The organism is Paenibacillus macquariensis (assembly GCF_900156375.1).
GTDB classification, from domain to species: domain Bacteria; phylum Bacillota; class Bacilli; order Paenibacillales; family Paenibacillaceae; genus Paenibacillus_AQ; species Paenibacillus_AQ macquariensis.
Genome location: NZ_FTNK01000007.1, coordinates 147,424 through 166,811 on the forward strand (window position 1 = coordinate 147,424; position 19,388 = coordinate 166,811).

13 protein-coding genes are annotated in these 19,388 nt (G+C 44.2%); all 13 read right to left on the reverse strand.

All coding sequences use genetic code 11. From position 1 onward, the window contains the following. Positions 1 to 38: 38 nt before the first annotated feature. A complete protein-coding gene (locus BW961_RS14635; RefSeq protein ID WP_068587811.1) occupies positions 39 to 1,292 on the reverse strand; it encodes a Gfo/Idh/MocA family protein in 1,254 nt (417 codons plus the stop codon). Between the two features lie 168 nt (positions 1,293 to 1,460). Then, a complete protein-coding gene (locus BW961_RS14640; RefSeq protein WP_068587813.1) occupies positions 1,461 to 3,083 on the reverse strand; it encodes an extracellular solute-binding protein in 1,623 nt (540 codons plus the stop codon). 62 nt (positions 3,084 to 3,145) lie between these two features. Beyond that, a complete protein-coding gene (locus BW961_RS14645) occupies positions 3,146 to 4,039 on the reverse strand; it encodes a carbohydrate ABC transporter permease (protein ID WP_068587815.1) in 894 nt (297 codons plus the stop codon). Between the two features lie 25 nt (positions 4,040 to 4,064). After that, positions 4,065 to 4,919, reverse strand: a complete 855-nt coding sequence (locus BW961_RS14650) for an ABC transporter permease (RefSeq protein WP_244555967.1) — start codon at positions 4,917 to 4,919, stop codon at positions 4,065 to 4,067. Positions 4,920 to 5,097: 178 nt separating this feature from the next. Next, entirely contained in the window at positions 5,098 to 7,548 is a 2,451-nt protein-coding gene (locus BW961_RS14655) for a glycoside hydrolase family 2 protein (protein WP_068587819.1), read from the reverse strand. Between the two features lie 593 nt (positions 7,549 to 8,141). Beyond that, complete coding sequence (locus BW961_RS31935; RefSeq protein WP_169810320.1) at positions 8,142 to 8,273, reverse strand: HAMP domain-containing protein; 132 nt, start codon at positions 8,271 to 8,273, stop codon at positions 8,142 to 8,144. A gap of 431 nt (positions 8,274 to 8,704) precedes the next feature. After that, positions 8,705 to 9,763, reverse strand: coding sequence for an Ig-like domain-containing protein (locus tag BW961_RS14660; RefSeq protein WP_068587821.1), 1,059 nt, complete (start codon positions 9,761 to 9,763; stop codon positions 8,705 to 8,707). A gap of 80 nt (positions 9,764 to 9,843) precedes the next feature. Further along, positions 9,844 to 13,956 carry an S-layer homology domain-containing protein gene (locus tag BW961_RS14665; protein ID WP_076576882.1) on the reverse strand — a complete coding sequence of 1,371 codons (4,113 nt, stop codon included), beginning with the start codon at positions 13,954 to 13,956 and terminating at the stop codon, positions 9,844 to 9,846. A 325-nt stretch (positions 13,957 to 14,281) separates the two neighbouring features. Further along, on the reverse strand, positions 14,282 to 14,623 hold the full coding sequence (locus BW961_RS14670; RefSeq protein ID WP_068587826.1) for a DMT family transporter: 342 nt from the start codon (positions 14,621 to 14,623) through the stop codon (positions 14,282 to 14,284). After that, complete coding sequence (locus BW961_RS14675) at positions 14,613 to 15,407, reverse strand: HAD family hydrolase (RefSeq protein WP_068587828.1); 795 nt, start codon at positions 15,405 to 15,407, stop codon at positions 14,613 to 14,615. Before BW961_RS14675 ends, BW961_RS14670 begins: the two co-directional genes overlap by 11 nt. A 33-nt stretch (positions 15,408 to 15,440) precedes the next feature. Then, positions 15,441 to 17,141, reverse strand: coding sequence for a putative 2-aminoethylphosphonate ABC transporter permease subunit (locus BW961_RS14680; RefSeq protein WP_068587830.1), 1,701 nt, complete (start codon positions 17,139 to 17,141; stop codon positions 15,441 to 15,443). A 13-nt stretch (positions 17,142 to 17,154) separates the two neighbouring features. Beyond that, positions 17,155 to 18,195 (reverse strand): ABC transporter ATP-binding protein, encoded by a 1,041-nt coding sequence (locus tag BW961_RS14685; RefSeq protein ID WP_068587832.1) that lies wholly within the window; start codon positions 18,193 to 18,195, stop codon positions 17,155 to 17,157. A gap of 90 nt (positions 18,196 to 18,285) precedes the next feature. After that, the gene (locus BW961_RS14690) at positions 18,286 to 19,380 is read right to left on the reverse strand and encodes a putative 2-aminoethylphosphonate ABC transporter substrate-binding protein (RefSeq protein WP_068587834.1); all 1,095 of its coding nucleotides are present in this window, start codon (positions 19,378 to 19,380) and stop codon (positions 18,286 to 18,288) included. Positions 19,381 to 19,388 lie beyond the last annotated feature (8 nt).

Here is a 19,388-nt window from a genome sequence, read left to right on the forward strand (position 1 = left end):
TCCCTCTTCTCTATCACTTCAGTTTTCAACTAATAATTTCACACTTGGACGAGTAGCTTCTTATAGAAATCATCAAGTTCAATCGATTGGCCATTATTTAATCGAGACTGTTCCGCTGCAAACGCCATAAGGTGGCTGCGGACCGAAGCCGATGCGGACGTTAGGCTCTCGCTTCCATTGTAGCCGCACACTTCCTTCAGGAAACTGCGAACAATGCCGGTGTCTCCGCCCCCATGACCCGACATCTGTTCTGGGATTTGAATCTCAGTGTCTTCGTGGGTCACGAAATCCATAACCTTAATTTTGCCTTCCTCCCCGCGAATTTCACCTTTTGTACCCATAATCTGAATGCGCCGTTCCTGATGTCGAGTGAATCCGCACATACTGAATGTTGCAGTTGCGCCGCCCGTGAATTCCATGTTGACGACTTGATGGTCCACTACATTGTTATCACTCTTGTAGACACAACGACCGTAATTCGTTTCCTTTAAGCCCTTCACAATGTTTTCCCGCGTAAGATCTTCGGTAAAATGCCGTGCCCAAGCTTTCCCTTCGCCTAAGTAGAAGCGTGGCGCCGAATATGGACAACTAGCTTCAATTGCACAGCCGATGCAAGTATCCGAAGATCCCTCAGGCGCGTTACTGGAATGGAAATGCTTCAGAGAGCCGTAGGAGCTGACGCGCAGACAAGATTGATCCATCAACCAAGATAAGACATCCATATCGTGACACGATTTAGCTAGAATCATAGGGCTCGAGTTGTCAGAGTTGTTCCAATTCCCCCTTACAAAGCTGTGCGCCATGTGCCAGTAACCGACATTTTCGTTAAGCTGAATGGAAACTACCTCACCGATACGTCCTTCTGTAATTAGACGCTTAATCGATGACCAGAACGGCGTATACCTAAGCACGTGACAAATGGTAAGCAGCCGCCCGTTCTCTTTGGCGGCCCATTCCATCTCAATACATTCCCCAGGATCTGGCGACATTGGCTTCTCAAGCATGACATGATATTTGTTCTTTAACGCTTTCAATGTTGGCTCATAATGCATCCGATCCTGTGTAGAGATGATTGCAATATCAGCGAGCTGCGGCTCTTCAAGAATCTGTTCCCATGACGTATATTGACGCTCCGCCGGGATGCCGTGCTGCTCAGCGAATTTGGACAATCGTTCCGAATTCGATTCTGCAACGGCAACAAATTTCAGTTCATGCGGATAATCGAGTGCATAATGCGCATAAGCCTCACCTCTGGCCCCTGCACCGATCAAGATAGCTGTAAGCTGTTTCATTAGACATTCTCCTCGCATAATTATATATTTTAATAACTCTTACAAACGCTTCCCTACTCCATCGGACCTATCAGCCCCAAATCGATGGCTATAAATGGAAATGCATCCTTATAAAAATTGAAAGAGTATCCTATAAAGGTATACTCTTTCATTCCCACAAACCTGAAGTTAATTGTCGTTCACTTTATTCAGATTATCCTGCCACTTCTTCTTTACAAATTCGAGTACTTTCGGGAAATCAAGCTTTTTCATTTCTTCATTCGTCTTCGTCAGTATCGACTCAACTTCTGTATCGTTCTTTGCATAAATCATAGCGGAGAACGCTTGATCAAACATATCAGTCACCGACTGTAGAATAATGCCTTCTTCAGAATCTCCTTGCGGGTCTGTATTTGCAAAAACTGTGGTGTCCATGGACGTCTTCCAAGCAACTTTCACCTGCTGCTGCGTTTGGAAATCCTGTTGCTCCTCAGGAAGAAGACTTTCTCTGGCTACTTTCGCCAGATCGACCCAGGTCGCATTTCCAGCCATCATGTTGTCGGAAATGTGTAGCTTGTCCAGTTCGGCTTTGTCCATCGTTTTGTACTTGTCATTAGGAATTGGAATCCCGTTCTCGTCCTTGGTATCCCATAGGAATCCCGGAGGTCCAAACCAGAGAACCGACTGCCCCTCGTTGCTTGTAGCCCAATCCAGATAAGCGAAAATACGTTCAGGATCTTTCGCTTTCTTCGTAATGACGATTTTGCCGCCGCCTTCTCTGCCGGTATAGTTAGGATAAATTTTGTTCTTATCTAAGCCCTCTTTGTGAATAGGCCAAATAAATTCGTATCCACCCTCAGGATCTTGTGCGCGGAGAGTTGAGTTCGGAACACGGGCTCTGCCTGATAAGTTCGCACTGATAGAAACAGCCACTTTCCCTTGGCCCAACTTCTCTATCATTTGATCGGCCTTTTGCGTAAACACATCCTGAGTCATTAGCTTGTCGCGATACAATCGACTTGCGAATTGCATAAACTCTTTGAATGCCGGGTCTTCTGTAATCGGCTTCAACGTGTTGCCTTCTGGATAAAACATTTTGCTCACAAAATACGGCGTGCTGTTTTCTCTAAACGCGGAATACATCATCTTAATATCGTATGGAGCGCCGACTTCAAGCGGGATTACATTCGGATATTTTTCTTTCACTACACGCAGATAGCTCTCTAAATCAGTTAACGTCTCCAGCTTCGGCGAGCCCAATTCTTTATAGATTTTCCGATTCACAGCCCAACCGCCGTTCCCGTTCATATGATCGCCACCAACATACCATTCCGGAAAGACATATAGCTTGCCGTCTTCCGAACGGTTAATATTGAGAATCTGGTCGCCAGCAGCCTTCTTCAGATTCGGATATTTATCAAGATACGGATCAAGATCTACCAATTGACCTTCACTGATCAACCGATCCAGCTCGGGGCCTGTTCCAAGGTCAATAACATCAGGCAACTCGCCGCTGGCATACATGGCGTTGAACCTTTGTTTGGCGTTGCCGTTCGTTGGAAGATAATCGATGGATACCTTCTTGTTTTCCTGAATCCACTTGGTAGTAACCGTCTCTCCCCAAGGAGCAGGCTGCCATCCATCATCAAAGTTGTACATTGTAAACGCTAGCGCCTGGTCTTTCGCAGATTCTCCAGTATTTCCATTCTCTGCTACCTTTTTGTTTTCGTCATCGCCGCTTCCGCAGCCAGCGAGCAGTGTACTGCAAGTTAGAACCGTGGCCAACATGGTTAGCCATTTTTTATTATTCATGAGTCGTTTACCCCTCTCGTACTCTCTTTTTATGTTATCACCTATCGGCGCATAACAACTCCCTATTCTTTCAACGAACCGACAAGTACCCCTTTTACAAAGTACTTCTGCACAAAAGGATATACCATAACAATTGGAATAGTTGCTATCATTGTAGTTGCCATCACGATAGATTTATGTGTGACACTCTGCGCATTCTGCAGAAATTCCTGTTTGGTCGCACTGATCTGTGTCGCGGATTCAAATGTCATAATCGATTGTATAGTCTGGTTGAGAAGAACTTGCAGCGGTAACAGTTTTTGATTCGAAATATAAATCGAAGCGTCAAACCATGCATTCCAGTGACCTACCGCGGTGAACAACGAAAGCGTAGCAACGACTGGCCCGGATACCGGCAGAACAATTCGAAAAAAAGTATTAATGTGATTGCATCCGTCGATTCTGGCCGATTCCTCCAGTCCGTCAGGGAGTCCCATGAAAAAGGTGCGGAAAATGATCATATTCCAGACGCTGATAAGACCAGGTATAACGAAAACCCAGAAGGTGTTCATCAAGTGCAAATCCTTGATTAACAGATAACTCGGGATGAGACCTCCGCTGAAATACATCGTAATGACGCACATGATCATATAGAACTTTTTGCCGATCAATCCGCGCCTGGACATCCCATATGCGAACATGGCGGTAAACATAATCGATAGGAAAGTACCCACAACTGTTCTAGCAACCGTGATCCAAAAAGCGTTAACTAACCGGACGTCTTTTAAAACATATTTGTAGTTTTCCATTGTAAATTCTCTTGGCCAAATGGTAATACCCCCAGCCGCCGTATCGTTTCCGGAATTAAAGGAAATAACCAATGAATTCCAGAAGGGATACAGGGTGACTACGGCAAGCAAAAACAAGAATGTGTATACCACGATATCGATAAAATGATCTTCGAGTGAGCGTTTCACAAGCTACCTCCTTTCTTGAAATCCGTTACCATAAGCTGGAGTTCCCCAGTTTTCTGGCTATCTTGTTAGCGATTACAAGCAGGCCAACACTGATCACGCTCTTGAACAAACCAGCCGCCGTCGCATAGGAGAAGCGGTAGTTCTCGATACCGACACGATAGACATACGTATCAATCGTTTCCGCCACCGGCCTTAACACGACGTTCTGCCCCTGATTCGTTAGTAGTAATATTTCTTCAAAGCCCGCATTCAATATTTGCCCAACCTGCAAAATGAGGAAAATTATGATTACTGGTGCTATTGACGGAATTGTAATAGATACCAACTGTCGAAAACGGCCAGCACCATCAATCGAAGCCGCCTCATACATGCTAGGATCTACTCCCGCAATGGCTGCCAAATACACGATAGCGCCGAAACCGATATCTTTCCAGATCCCTGTCGAGATCAGAATACTCCAGAAGTACTCGGGAATCGATAGCCAATGGACAGGCTCATCTATGAGATTAACCTTCTGCATCAGAATGTTTACACTGCCGTTATCAACCGACAGCAAGGAGATTACAAATCCCGACACGATGACCCACGAAATAAAATGGGGCAAATAACTGATCGTCTGAACTAACCGCTTGAATGCCGCGTTTTTCACCTCATTCAGCATCAATGCCAGAACGATCGGCGCAGGAAACGCGATGAACAGCTTCAGAAGGCTGATCACAATCGTATTTCTCATGATCTGCCAAAATTCCGGGGCGTTAAAGAACATCCTGAAATGTTTGAACCCTACCCACTCGCTTCCCAAAAAGCCTTTCGCAGGACTATAGTCCTGAAAAGCGGTAAGGACACCCCACATGGGGATATAAGAAAATATAAAGATCATGATGATCGCAGGGATGACCAAAATTTGCAGGTCCCACTGCTGTATAAATCGTCTAGTCAAGCGACACACCTCCTGCTTTCCTATAAGGTTACTTACTATGAAATTATAACTGTACACAAGACTTCAAAATGCTAATGCCATCAACGAAATATATACTCTAGCAACAAAATCGACTTTCCTAAACGATTGTGAACCTGGTAACAGCAGATTTTAAACCTTTGGCATGCGTAGTCACAATCACTTCACCAGGCACAGGACGCGATTGTAGCAATACCGTCGCGATGCCCGCCTCTGCCTGAATCGGATTCTCCCCAACGATGACAGCAGAACCTTCCACTTCGAAAGTCACTTCATGGTTGGCTGCAGTTACGATTGTTCCGTTGGTATCCAGAATCTCGGCATAAGCAAAGACAAAATCGGATCCGTCTGCGGCAAGCGCTTTACCGCCCATGTCTATCCGAATAAATAGCATTTCAGGCTCAAGTGGGGTACACACGACGAACGAGGATTTTTCTACTCCTCCTATTCGTCCGAACGCCTTCAGTTCTCCGGGCTCATAGACTATGTCTTCAAACGTAAACGGCGCCCTATCTAGATTGCGGCAATTCCCTCCATCATGCGGAATTACCTTTAGAATGCCGGTATCGTCTCTAGACTCCACGCTACCTTCTTTCCACTTATGCTGCTCCTCATCGGTTAGCCAATAATCGACATCATAACCTGTTATGCGCTCACCATATTCCGTGTCGGGTCCTTGGTCAGGCTTTCGTATGCCTACCGATTTTCCGTTCATTAACAGTTCGACCTCATCACAGTTGGAATATACGACAATCTTGGCCGGTGAGACACGTTCTGTCCACTCATTCGCAATGAACACCATCGGTCCGCTATCGATTTGCTCGTGAATAACATCAGGTCTCCTCTGACTCTGATAGAAATAATAAACGTATTTAGGCAAACGGAAGGTGTCTAACGCTCCACATTCCGCCACCCGCGGATAGCAGCCTCGATTATGATCAATACCAACCCAAGAAGCGTCGCCCAGTGACCAGCGGTTGCCGCGGTTCCGATTCAGCGACCATTGATAATTCCACGCTTGCAGCAGCAGCTTCTGCTCTCCAGCGCCGCGCGGCACACGACTAGTACTCTCATGGCCACCAAATTCATAATCCCCGTACTCTCTGTCAAATCCTCCCTTGTCAGGTAGAACATCCTCCAGTGGGCGGGATAAGTTGCTATCCTCCCACATCGTATACGGTACATCGTAATTGACGTATGCAGCGTTTTCTCTTCCGATCGTATCCCCCGATGTGTACATTTGATCTCCCGGATATTCTTCATGAGCAATCAGATGGCATTCGTGGAAAAATTCATCAGTCGCGCCTTGACGTTTATTGTACGTTTCATTCAAGCTGACCTCCCACATGATCATGCATGGATGATTCCGGTCGCGGCGGATCATATCTCGAATATTTTGCTTGACGATTTCCTGGAATTCTCCTGTCTGGCAATACTGCCAGCCGGGAACTGGCTCTACGGTCATCAATCCAAGCTCATCGCAGGCGTCCAGGAAAGCTGCTGCCTGAGGATAATGACCAAGCCGCACGAAGTTGAATCCGCCTTCTTTTAACTTCAGCGCATCCCGATATTGGGCGTTGTTCGATGCAGCGTTGCCGATATATGGATATTGCTGGTGACGATTCGTCCCGCGGATGACCAATTTTTCATCATTGATCGTGAAGCCCTTCGATTTACTGAATGAAATCGTACGAATTCCGATACGCGTGCGAAGTTCATCTGTCGTTCTCCCATCACCATCGATGACTTCTGTTAACAACGTGTATAAATATGGGGTGTCCGGATGCCAAAGCTGCGGATTTATAATCGCAATTATTTGTGCAAATGTATGATCCCCACCAGCAATTACGGTTTCAACCAAACTTTTTGTCGACCTGACAAGTCTGCCTTGTTTATCCAAGATCGATGTCACGACTTGAACATCTTTGTTGTCAGCATACTCATTCTGCACATGAGTCTGAACTTCGACGGTGGCAGATGCTTTCGAGACGTCGGAATACTTGACAAAGACCCCGCCTCCGGCAGGTATCCCCGCATACACTGTGTTAGTGATGTGAAGTTTGTCTATAATATGTAGATTCACATTGCGATAAAGTCCGCCGAAGTACGAAAAATCCAGACTTTCCAACGGCTTACCGGGTGGAATTGCTCCGTTGTTACGATTATCGAGCCGGACTGCAATCACATTCTCTACCCCAAATTCAACATCCTCGGTAATATCGACCATAAACGGCAAATAACCGCCTTTATGGATCAGCTTGAATTTTCCGTTGATCCATACGTGGGCTTCATGCATGGCCGCTTCGAATTCAATGAATAGTTCCTTTCCTTTGAACGCTTCGTCAACAATAAAAGCCTTTCGATACCAGCAAAATCCTTGAAAGTGCAGATCAACGTGAAGAGATTCTATTCTAGGCGTATGTGGCAAACAAACGCTTTCCCATCCATCGGAGGGGAATTGCTTCTGCTCAGCCACCGATTTATCTTCAATAATAAACTTCCAGTCTCTGTTGAAATTCCGCGTGATTCTACTGGAATTCGAACTTTGCATTGTCACTAGCCCCCTCTTATGTACCATATTTTATAGTTTCTCAACTTGTATAACTACTTTACTAATCAACGATTTCTGCATTCTATCAATGAAATCGATACTAGATCTGTTCTTTACTGCAATGCAGTAACATTTGAGCAGAGAAAGTCGTCAAATCGTCTACCTTGAGTAAAAATATTTAACGTCTTTTTACGATAAATAGTGTATCCGTGATATGTTTCCAATTACTCTCATTAGCCGCGTGATCAACTTCATATCAATGGCTCACGAGTTGATATGTCTACCAAAATGAAGTAATACTAGCTCAAAATTTATGCTGTCGGCTGTTTCTGGTCTGTTGAACAAAAAGAGGTGGTGTAGGAATGACTTCCTGCACCACCTCTTTTACAATTATGATGATTTGTTTACATCTCATCTACATTAAACGGCCATATTGTCGTAACCCACTTTAAAAGCAAATCCGACCATTAGCACACCTATGAGAATTGTAGTTATTCCGTCCAAATATTGCTGTTTGATTTGACATTGTTCGCTAGTAGCGGTTTATCCATTTCAACAGCAATTTCGACATCGATGTAACCACACAACTAATTTCAAACGCATTCATCGATCAGCTCATTTAGTCGGTTAAGCATCTTACCGAACCGATTGGTCATTTCTCCAATTTCATCTCTGGAATCACTCCGAACCTGTAAATCCAACTCACCACATTCGACCCGTTTCATTATCGCATTGAGTGAAAATATTCATTTGATAAACGTCTTAGAAAAGATCGGAATAATGATCAGCAAGCTAACAATGCAAGCAAGGATCACGATTAATACTAAGGATAACAAAAACAGCAAATGATCATATCCTATGGACATATTCCACTGCATGAACAAAGAGCCCACTCGTATGAGCAGGCACATCGTCAAACACCAGATCTTAAAGAAGAATACATTGTTCGATCACTTCATCAGCGGTAAACGTCTCAATTTTTGATTTACGCCATCATAAAACGGCCTTATTGACGGGTTCAATCGGCTTATGAAACAAATAGAGCAGTAAAGAAGTCTTTACTTCCTTCACGATGTGCGGTGAAAATCGGCGTCTATGAGAGGAAGACAATAGATCTCCCTCTCATAGACTTTCACCTAACCATTGCAAAGTAATTTTATTGCAGAATCGCTTTGGCTACAATTTCTAGGTCAACATGATCAACCTTACCGTCATGATTCACATCCGCGTTTTCATTCCAGTTCGCTTGACCTTGTTGTTGGCCGTGTGCCCCTGCAACAATAGCCAAGTCTCCAACAGAGCGTTTTCCGTCTCCATTGACATCTGCGGTGATTCTCTGCTTCTCAAACAGTTGAATAGCCGCTTTTAATACCGCTTTCGCACTATCTACCTGCTCCTGAGTAGCATTCGAATCGTTAGCTATATGATTGGATGCATCGATAGCCAACTGCAATTGCGCTTTGGAGTCAGCCGCATACAGTCCGTCCTCATTGCCTTCCACAGCTGCATCGTTCTTAGCCTTGGCGTTTTCGATGATGTTCTGTAACGTCAGACCTGCATCTACTGTCACACTCGCGGAAGACTTAAAGTTGCCGTCAGCCGTTGTGACCGTTACTGTCGCCGTTCCAGGACTATTCCCAGTCAGTAAAGCGCTGCCGCCTGTTGCGGTAACAGATACTACATCAGGATCGCTGCTTGTCCACGAAACTTGAGGATCGTTCGCATTATCCGGCGAGACCGTAGCCGTCAATGTTACGGTATCGCCTTCAGTCATATTGATGTTCTCTTGATCAAGCGTCACCCCGTTAACAGGGATCCGATCAACGACTTCGAATGTCTTGCGATCCACGATCTCATACTCGCCATTGAGCAAGAAAAGCGCATCATACTTACCTGGGGCCAGCGTATTGCTGAGACTAACCTTTCCGTCTCCAGCCTTTATATAATCCCATATCAACGATACACCGGAATTTGGAGGAACAGCTCCGGTTTGGTAGATGCCGACCCAGTCCTTCCCGTTATCACCAGCCCCTGTATACGACAGGGTGATGGCTTCCCCTTTGAGGTACTGGAGTTTGTCCAGTGTTAACGTCTGGCCGGCAGCTGCTTCAGCGACAGGAATGAAGGACGGTGCGGACAAGTTGAAAATCAACATCATGACTGACGCAAAATAACCGATTAGACGCAACGTTTTTCTGTTTCGTTTATTGTTCATTTGCCAATCCCCATTTCTACCATTTTTTCATCTGATTTCTTATACATCCACTTTTAGAGGGTAGCAATACCGATGAATTTTTAGTTCAAGCCTTCCAAAAGTGTTTTCACTTGAGGGTTAAGGTTCAATGCGTTCAGAATGATCGTAAGCGCCTCTGCGCGTGTGGATTTGCCCTTCGGATCAAATAAGCCATTGCCATTGCCATTGCCGCTGATGATACCCGCTTTTGCCGCATCCTTGATTTGATTTGTTGCATAAGAGCTTGCGCTTGCTATATCAGCAAAGTTACCTTTGGATCCATCTTTGTGCACTTTACTTAAGTCCACAATACGGGATAGAATAATAACCATTTCTTCACGACTAATCGTATTGTTCGGCTTGAACGTCCCGTTATCATATCCGGTAATCACTCCTACGCTAGCAAGTTTCTCTATGGCGTCTTTAGCCCAATGGCTGTTAATATCGTTCAGAACTACCGACTGATTGCCGCCTCCGTTGATATCGAATACACGAGAAATGATCGCTGCAAATTCGGCACGTGTAATGTTGCCGTTTGGATGGAACGTTCCATCCTCATATCCTTCGATAAAGTGTAGTTTCACGAACATATCGATGGTCTTTTCGCCCCAATGTCCTTTAATGTCAGCTATTTCAACCTTTACATCAGATTTATTAGCTTCCGCTACATGGGAAGAGATCGAATTAACAAGTTTAATCTCATTGACAATATCGCTATTAAATACATTATCCGAAGGTTCTGGTGTTGGACTTGGTGTTGGATCTGGTGTTGGATCTGGTGTTGGATCTGGTTTTGGATCTGGTTTTGGATCTGGTTTTGGATCTGGTTTTGGATCTGGTTTTACAGAGGTACTGATTTGCAGCTTGTGTGAGACTCCCTCTACCTGTAACTCCTTACCCTCTGCGTTGGCAATGATAACATTGCTTATAGAAACGGTCGTATCGTTTGCTTGGGTAGCAGATTTGGCCATAAAAGTGAATTTTAGCATATCTCCTTGGGCAGGCACACCTTGGTTTTCGCCTACACTGGCAGCTACAATCCGGATTTCTCCAGGCATCGTCTCTTTCTGATCGATGACCTTAAATCCGCCTTTCAGTGATGTAACCGAATCGAACTTCACATTCGCCGGGTCATAGTGAAGCGTCAAATCTTGCCCATACACTTGCTGGTATAAGCTTTGCGTAACGCCGGTCAGTCCCATCGTAAGATTGAAGGTTTGACCAGAGTTCACCTGCTGTAAACCTGTCAATGTAGTGGCAGGTGGTGCTAATGGATCGCTAATCATTACATTAATCTCTGCTGCCGATGCCCAACCGTTAAAACCCGCTGTTGCTTCGAGCTTGATATATGATGCATCTGCCGGATTAAAAGTTGCTACTTTCTCCGCCTTGTCCTTCGCCCAATCTCCACTTGCGACCTTGGTAAAGGTCAATCCATCCGTACTTACATAGATATTATAAGCGGTTATAATCCCATTATCAGCTGTCTGCCTCGGCAAATACGCTAACTTGTTAATGTTGTAGGTTCCTCCGAGGTTTAATGTGATCGATTGAGGGAGTTCACCCTTTTCATCCCACTTTGTATGCCAAAAGGTTTCTGAATTTCCGTCAATCGCATTGGATGCTGAATCATCTTCACCAGCTGTTTCCTCACTCGTCGCTGTTGCCGTCATTTGTGACTGAGGGATCTTATTAACAGATACTTTAATGCTTGTTGTCAAAGGAACGTTATTTGGGTTTGTCACCCCAGTTGGCAAAGTTACAGTTCCATTGACAGTGAAGGTCTGTACAGTCGTTTCAGCTGGATCATAGTTTGAAGCACCTACATCCCATGTCACATCGGCATCCACCGTGCCTGTATCGGTAACCAAGGATACTGTCTTTGGCAATCCAAGGCCGTCCGCTGTCTTCGCCGATCCGATTGCCACCCCTGTTATGTCAGTAGGCGCAGTGATGCTGTCTAAATTAGCAACTTGAGGCGTAATCTCAATATCCTGCGACGAACGGTTATACATGGAATCCGCAGCGAATACTCGGAGTATATATGGAGTAGTCTGCGACAAACCTGAAATCTTGTAGACCCTGTGTTCATCGAATGGCTTGTCTAACGGTAGCGATAGACTATTGAATGATTTGTCAACTTCCCCGGTAAGCTTGTTGATAAGCTGAACATTGTATTCCAACACACGTACATTGTCACTCGCTTGCTTAATTGTAAAAGTAAGTTCGTTGTTTTTGAAGGAATCGATCGTAATCGCCTCATCAAACTGCGGAGCGATGAGTTCTCTAATATCGCTCTTGCTATACGTAAAGGCATCTTTGCCTTCGCCAACGTAGACTACAGAAGGTATGCCTACAAATTCTTCTGTGCTTAAATTATAATGTTTGATGATGACTTTTGTACCATAAACCTCTATGAAATTCGAGATGCGCGGTGTGGTATTATATTTGATATATGCACCTTCAATATATCCGCCGTACGGACCGCCATCAATATAACTAGAATAATTCGTCGAACCAGCATCGAAATACGAAGCCGCACCTTGATAGAGAGAACGTTCGTCGGTCGGATCATAATGTGTATGACCTGACAGATATACCACCTGCGACAAATTATTGTCAGCAATATATTTACCTACATTATTACTTCCAGCGGTGCTCCATCCCGATCCCCAATTGGTACCGCTTATAGGGAAGTGAGAAGATACAAATATCGGTTTGGATGGATCGTAATCCGCTTCATTTTTAATTTGGTCAAGGAAACCTTTGGCTTTTCCAGACGTGTTGTTATTATCATAATTTCCGTCAAAAACCACAAGATTATATCCGTTTACCTTGACCCGATAAGCATCGTTAAAGAAATTGTTATCGAACGATTTCGTAGATTCGTTCCACGCGCCTGCCGAACCGACAGGAATGAATTTTTCGGCGCCACCCATATCATGGTTGCCTCTTACCAAATAAAGTGAGATATCTTTAAATAAGCCTTCTTTTTCAAGTTTATTGTAGACGTTTGTCAGCTCATTCATCCACAGATATTCGATGGCATTGTTACCGCCGGTAACGTCGCCAGGAATCAACATTACATCGGCTTGAGAGAATATTTTCAGGCTTTTTCTGAAATCATCTTCCACGCGCGCGATTGCAGCAGGATTAGCACTGATTTCCGTATCGCTGTTCACAATCATATTTAAATCGGCGGGCGTTTCTGTCTTATTACTATTTTGATAGATGAAGATGGCATTGGTTAGTTCACGTTCATAATAATTGATCGTTTCCTGTGTAAATAATTTTTCTTTTTGCGTTGTTGAAACCCTATTTGCGGTCGTAAACACTTTTTTCAAATAATCAAAATCAGTCTGGCTGAAGCCGTCACCAAGACCGCCTGCTATGATTGTATTTGCTTCTGATATTGTGTTGTTAAGTGCTTTCATATCTACTGTATTTACACCGTAACTATTATAATTTGCTTGAACTACATCACTGCTAAATGCGCCTTTCCAGATCATCAGATCATCGATATCGAATGAATTACCTCCGAGGTTTCCCAATCCGTCTACACCTATTTTTAATGGGTTCGATGTATCTAACGATCCGAGCTTCAGCGTAGTTTCAGCCATTTCGTAACCATCAATATAAAGCGACGCGAGCATTTTATCTCTGTCTACAACATATGTCACGTAACGCCAATCGGAAGCAACAAACGTATTGCGCCCCAAGGAAATGTTCTTTTCTTTAGCGGTTGGGAATCCTAAATTCATGTTGACCGAATTAGTTGATGTGTAAATCGCCCACCCTGCGTTAGAGCCGTTACTAAAATCCTTGTTTGATAATATGACCTGATTTTTGTTCGTGTCGCCCTTATACCAGAAGGATACGGTAAAACTGTCATTACCAACATTCAAGCTATGCGCCGTACTGACATAATTGCCGTTTCCGCTATCTAAGTGCAGAGCTTTGGTTTCTGGTAATACACCGTCTACATACCTATAGTTCCCATTTGCTATCAAATCTTCTTGGCTTGCATCGTCCTTCAAATTATTGTCGAATTTAATCGATGCAATAAGAGGAGGCATATTGTCGATTTCGACTACGTCAGTTTCTGATGCTTCGGTGACCGGAACCATACCGAATAACATCATTATTATGAGGGTAAAGGATGTAATTCTTTTCAATGCAGAAACCTCCATACTGTAAGTTTTTTAAGAGTCTGTTCAAATAGCTCGGAAAATTGAGTGAAAAACAAAAGCAACGTAACTAAAAATGGTATAGACCCATCCGGATGCGAGGATCGGTGCTCAGCGAAAAAAGGCTAACTATGCAATAAATAAAGGAGATTTCAATCCGTAAACACCACCTCCCAAAAATTCTCTCATCCCTCTGAAAAAAACTTGCATATCGAAAGTGAATGACTCGTTTTTCACTTGATAAAATCTCTTATTTCATGTCTGTACAATAAACTTGCGATCAATAGGTTAATTACATGTGCAATCCGCTATATCAATGAACCTTACTACTTAATTTCAAGCCGATAACACCTACAACGATGAGTACCGTCCATGCTAGTTGGTTAATATTGAATGATTCCTTGAAAAGCACAAATCCCACCAGTGTCATTAGAACAATACCGACACCTGACCAAATCGCGTAAGCAACTCCAACTTCAATGTAGGTTAGAGCAAAGTTAAGCAGGGTAAAGCTTGCGCCATATAAAACAAACATCAAAATAGACGGCCACAATCGGGTAAATCCTTCGGATAGCTTCATTGACGTCGTTCCCGATAATTCAAAAAGGATGGCAAGTATTAAAAGCAACCATCCCATACCGCTATCACCCTTCATCTGTGGATTCCTCCAAGTGAAGTTCAGCGTACGAAGAGACTAGTACATTCGCGTCTTTGAGCCAGCATTCGCTAGATTCTGAAGCATCATTAATCATTAACCCTATAGTGACTGCAGCTCCTGCGGAATTCCCCATCTGCATATCGCTGTTGGTGTCCCCAATCAAGGCCACTTGATTCGGTGCTAAGCCAAGCTCTAGGCAAGCCTTATTTAACATTTCTGGAAAAGGCTTTCCCTGTTTCACCAGATCGTTCCCAACAATAACTTTAAAAAACTGGCGAATGCCCAACCACTGCAAATGTTTTTCCGCTTCGGCTGTCTCATCAGCCGTTACAATGCCCATTGGTATCCCTTGATCATGGCATTGCTTCAGAAAGTCTATAACTCCCGGCAGCGGATAAGTCGGACGAACCTGTTCCATTTCTTCATCTGCCAGACGCTTACTGTCCCTTGCAAACCGCATGGATTCACTCCAAGGGATTCCTAGACGGTAGCCTTGCCATGCTAATATAGCGAGCAAATCACCAATCGATCCCATGGCCAATGGACCGTTTCTACTATAATCAGACATATGCCCGGCGGCGTCATGAACCGTTCCCCACAAATCCGAGATGGGATCAATGACCCCATCCGTTGCAACAGCCAATACTTTACTTGAATAATTCCGGTACAACGACTCGCTCCAATATCCCCAAAGACTTATAAAGTCAAGCAGTGTGCCATCCTTATCAAATAATATCCCCTTCACAGAATAGCTTCTCTTGTTAATCATCAATTTCGGCATTCCAATCGCTCCTGAGGTCTCATATAATGAAAACTAACTATCTTTCTTTACCAACAGCGCTTCCGTTTTACGGCGCATTTTACCAGACAGCAACATAACAGCAGTTCGCATAATCAGATTAGCCAGTATGATTAGCAATGACATCGCTGCCGCCTGAGCTATATCGCCTGAGTCCTCCATATTAACAATCGCTACGGCAGCCGGTTTCAAGTCTGGCGCATACAAAAAGATGACCGCTGACACCGTAACCATGCTATTGATAAAATAATACATAAAAATCTCCAAGATACATGGCAATGACATGGGTAACGTTACTCTGACAAGTGTCCTATACCAGGGTACATTCATCGTTTCTGATGCTGCCTCGAACTCGCTATCCAGCTTTTTAAGTGCCGAGGTCACCGTTAAAAACGAAACCGAATAATAATGCACAATATTACATATAATCATGATCCATATGGTCCCGTATAGCCCATGCAAGGGTTGGTTCGGATTATTAAAGTAGAATACATAGATGAGGCCTAGCACCAATCCCGGCAACGCAAGCGGTAGCATGGACAGCATATATGCCGCATTGCGCAATAATGCATAACCTCGAGATTTTTCAATGAGATAGGCAAACATAAATGTCACAACACTGCCAATTAACGCAACGCCAACCGAAATGAGCAAACTGTTCACAAACGGTCCCGCCCCGTCAAGAAAACCATCGTAGTGGGAAAAAGAGAGCTGTAAGTTATATGGCCATACTTTCACTATAGATCCATAGATAGCCACAAGAATAATGCTAAGAATGGCAGCAGATACCATCGAACAAAGAATGAATAACAGGACGTCACGCGTCTTGTTTGCTTCAATTCGATATGGCATTGATTTTGCGCTAAGCATCCCACTCTGTTTCCGCTGTGCAATTCGGTCTATGGCAAATGAAAGCACGGCCGGGATTAACAACAACACACCAACAGCGGCCCCCATTTGCATATTCTGTTGACCAATCACTTGCTTGAACAAATCGGTCGCAAGAACGTTGTATTGTCCACCTACAACCTTGGGCGCCCCAAAGTCAGTAAACGTCAGGACAAAACAAACGACAATCGTGCTAATGAGCGCAAATTTGGAGCCTGGTACAGTTACCGTCCAAAACGTACGCCATTTTGACGCACCAAGCGTCTCCGCCGCTTCATATAGCCGATAATCCGAACTTGCAAAAGCAACCGACAGGATAAGAAATGCTTGTGGGAACGTATATAAAATTTCGGATAGTATAATCCCGACCTGCCCATAAAGCTGAATTCGAAATTCAGGCAGCACACCGAAGAACCCTGTGGAAATAAGTCCTTGATTGCCGAATAAATAGATTAACGCAAGTCCGTGCAGCATTGAAGGAGCAAAAAGCGGAAGCAGTGCTACGGATCGGAAAAACCATTTCCCCCGAATCCCGCTTCTCTCAAGCGCATAGGCAAACCCGAATCCAAGCGTCACAGCGACTACGGTCGTAATCAATGAAACCTTAATGGAATGCCATAATGAAGTTACAAGCGTCGGTGTGGAGAAATATTTAGCAAAATTGGCGAGTCCAATAAAGTTCCCATCTTGATTGCTTACGGCTTTAATCAAGAGTTCACCAAGCGGTAGCACGATCGTAAACAATAAGGTGAGCATCATTATTAAAATGAATCCGTTCTGACTCCATCCGTTAGCATTCGGTCGCATTCGTTTTAACCATGTTTCCATGCCATGATCCTCCTCACCCTACCGCAATATTGGTATTAGATACCGTATCAAACCGGATAATATGTTCAGACAGCAATTTAAACGTTACCTTCTGATTGAGTTTGATATGCAAAGTCGCCATAGCTTGCGTTGGCAAATCAACGGTAAGGAATTGCAGACGCGGAGCACCCTGATGATCTAATAACTCTAGAACCAAACGGTAATGAGTCCCTCGATATTCGATTTCCCGTACGATTCCCTGTCTGCCTTTAACTGGGCCTTCCCGAACCAATTGAACATGTTCTGGACGAATAGCCAAGACAGGATTTCCTTGTTTTTCGTCATCCGTTTCTATAAAGCTGACTGCTCCTATAAAATCGGTAACAAAGGGACTATTCGGACGTTCATATACTTCATTTGGGGTGCCGACTTGAATGATTCTCGATTGGTTCATCACGACAATGCGATCAGCCATAGTTAAAGCTTCCTCTTGATCGTGCGTGACCATAATTGTCGTCATACCAAATTGTTTATGCAGACGGCAGATTTCACGACGCAACTTGACGCGTACCTTAGCGTCAAGAGCGGATAATGGCTCATCCAGCAACAAACAGTCCGGTGAAAATGCGAGCGCCCGCGCAAGTGCTACCCGCTGCTGTTGGCCTCCCGATAATTGAGCGGGTACTTTGTGGCGCTGATCATCCAATTCCACTAAGCTTAATAGCTCGTCCACACGATCTATGATTTGGGACTTGGTTAGGCGATTGCGAAGCCCGTACGCAATATTCTCGGAAACCGATAGATTAGGAAATAATGCATACGATTGAAACATCATGCCGAAATTTCGTTTACCGGCAGGTACAGAAGTGATATCTTTCCCGTCAATGGTCAAATGACCCCTATCCGCTTTTTCCAGACCCGCAAGGATGCGCAGCAACGTTGTTTTACCACATCCGCTCGGCCCCAACAAACAGATGAATTCATGTTGATAAATATCTAAATTTATTTCCTGCAGCGCAGTTTGCTTCCCAAAATGCTTGGAGAGGTTGCGCAGCGATAAATATCCCTGCTTCATAACAAATGCCCCTTTTTGCCTGATTTATCCAAATGTATCCCCGGAAATGGGAAGGATGCCCAACATCGGCACCCCTTAGTAATCCACTATCTATTTTTTAGGTTCTGACTTGGCAGCGTATTTATTGGACCATTCTTCCAGCACAGATTCACGGTCTCTAGCAGCTTGGTACAAATCTAGCTTAGTTAATTGAGATACCGGATCTTTACTATAGCCGTCAGGAATTTTATTGCCTTCTTGTTTAATACTCAATATCGCGTAGTTTTTATTGTATTCCTTCATCGGCTCAGCGCTTATCGCCCAATCCAGGAACAACTTCGCTTCCGACTTCACTTCTTTCTTGTTCACGAGTGCGTTGGCTTCCATATCCCAGCCCGATCCTTCTTTAGGGAAGATGACTTCAATTGGGGAACCTTTTTTCTTCTCTAGAATGCCGCTGTATCCATAAGAAATACCGATCGGAACTTCACCTGATGCTGCCATTTTCGCCGGTTTGGATCCAGAATGGGTATATACCATCATGTTGTCATGCAGCTTGTTCATGAAAGACCACGCTTTATCCTTGCCGTACAGTTGGATAAGTGCATTAACGGTCAAATATCCCGTGCCTGAGGATGCCGGATCCGGCATAGCGATTAATCCTTTGTATTCCGGCTTAACTAGATCCTCGTAAGATTGGGGAATGGCCAGGTGACGCTTTTCTAACTCAACCTTGTTCGCAATGATGGCTGTCTCCCAGATGTCAATTCCGACCCATTTTGGAACACTCGATTTATCTTTAAATTCCGGGAGCACCTGATCGACACCTTTAGGCGCATAAGGCTCCAACATTTTTTGATCATCCATAACGAGTAAACTTGTTGCTGCCAATCCCCAGATGACATCTGCTTGAGGATTATCTTTCTCTGCAATTAACTTGGCTGTCATGATCCCTGTTGAATCACGAACAACGTTCACCTTGATATTCGGATATTGAGACTTGAAAGAGGTCAGATAGGTTTTAACTTGTTCTTCTTCTATTGCTGAATATACGGTTATTTCTCCTGATTCGCTTGCTGCAGTAGTTGCTGCCGGACTCGGTTGGCTACCGTTTTGAGCTGTGCTTACTGGCTTCGCTGTGCCGCAACCTGCCAATATACCAGTAATGAGTAACATAGACGCAAGTGATTTCCATTTTCTCTTCATAGTTAATC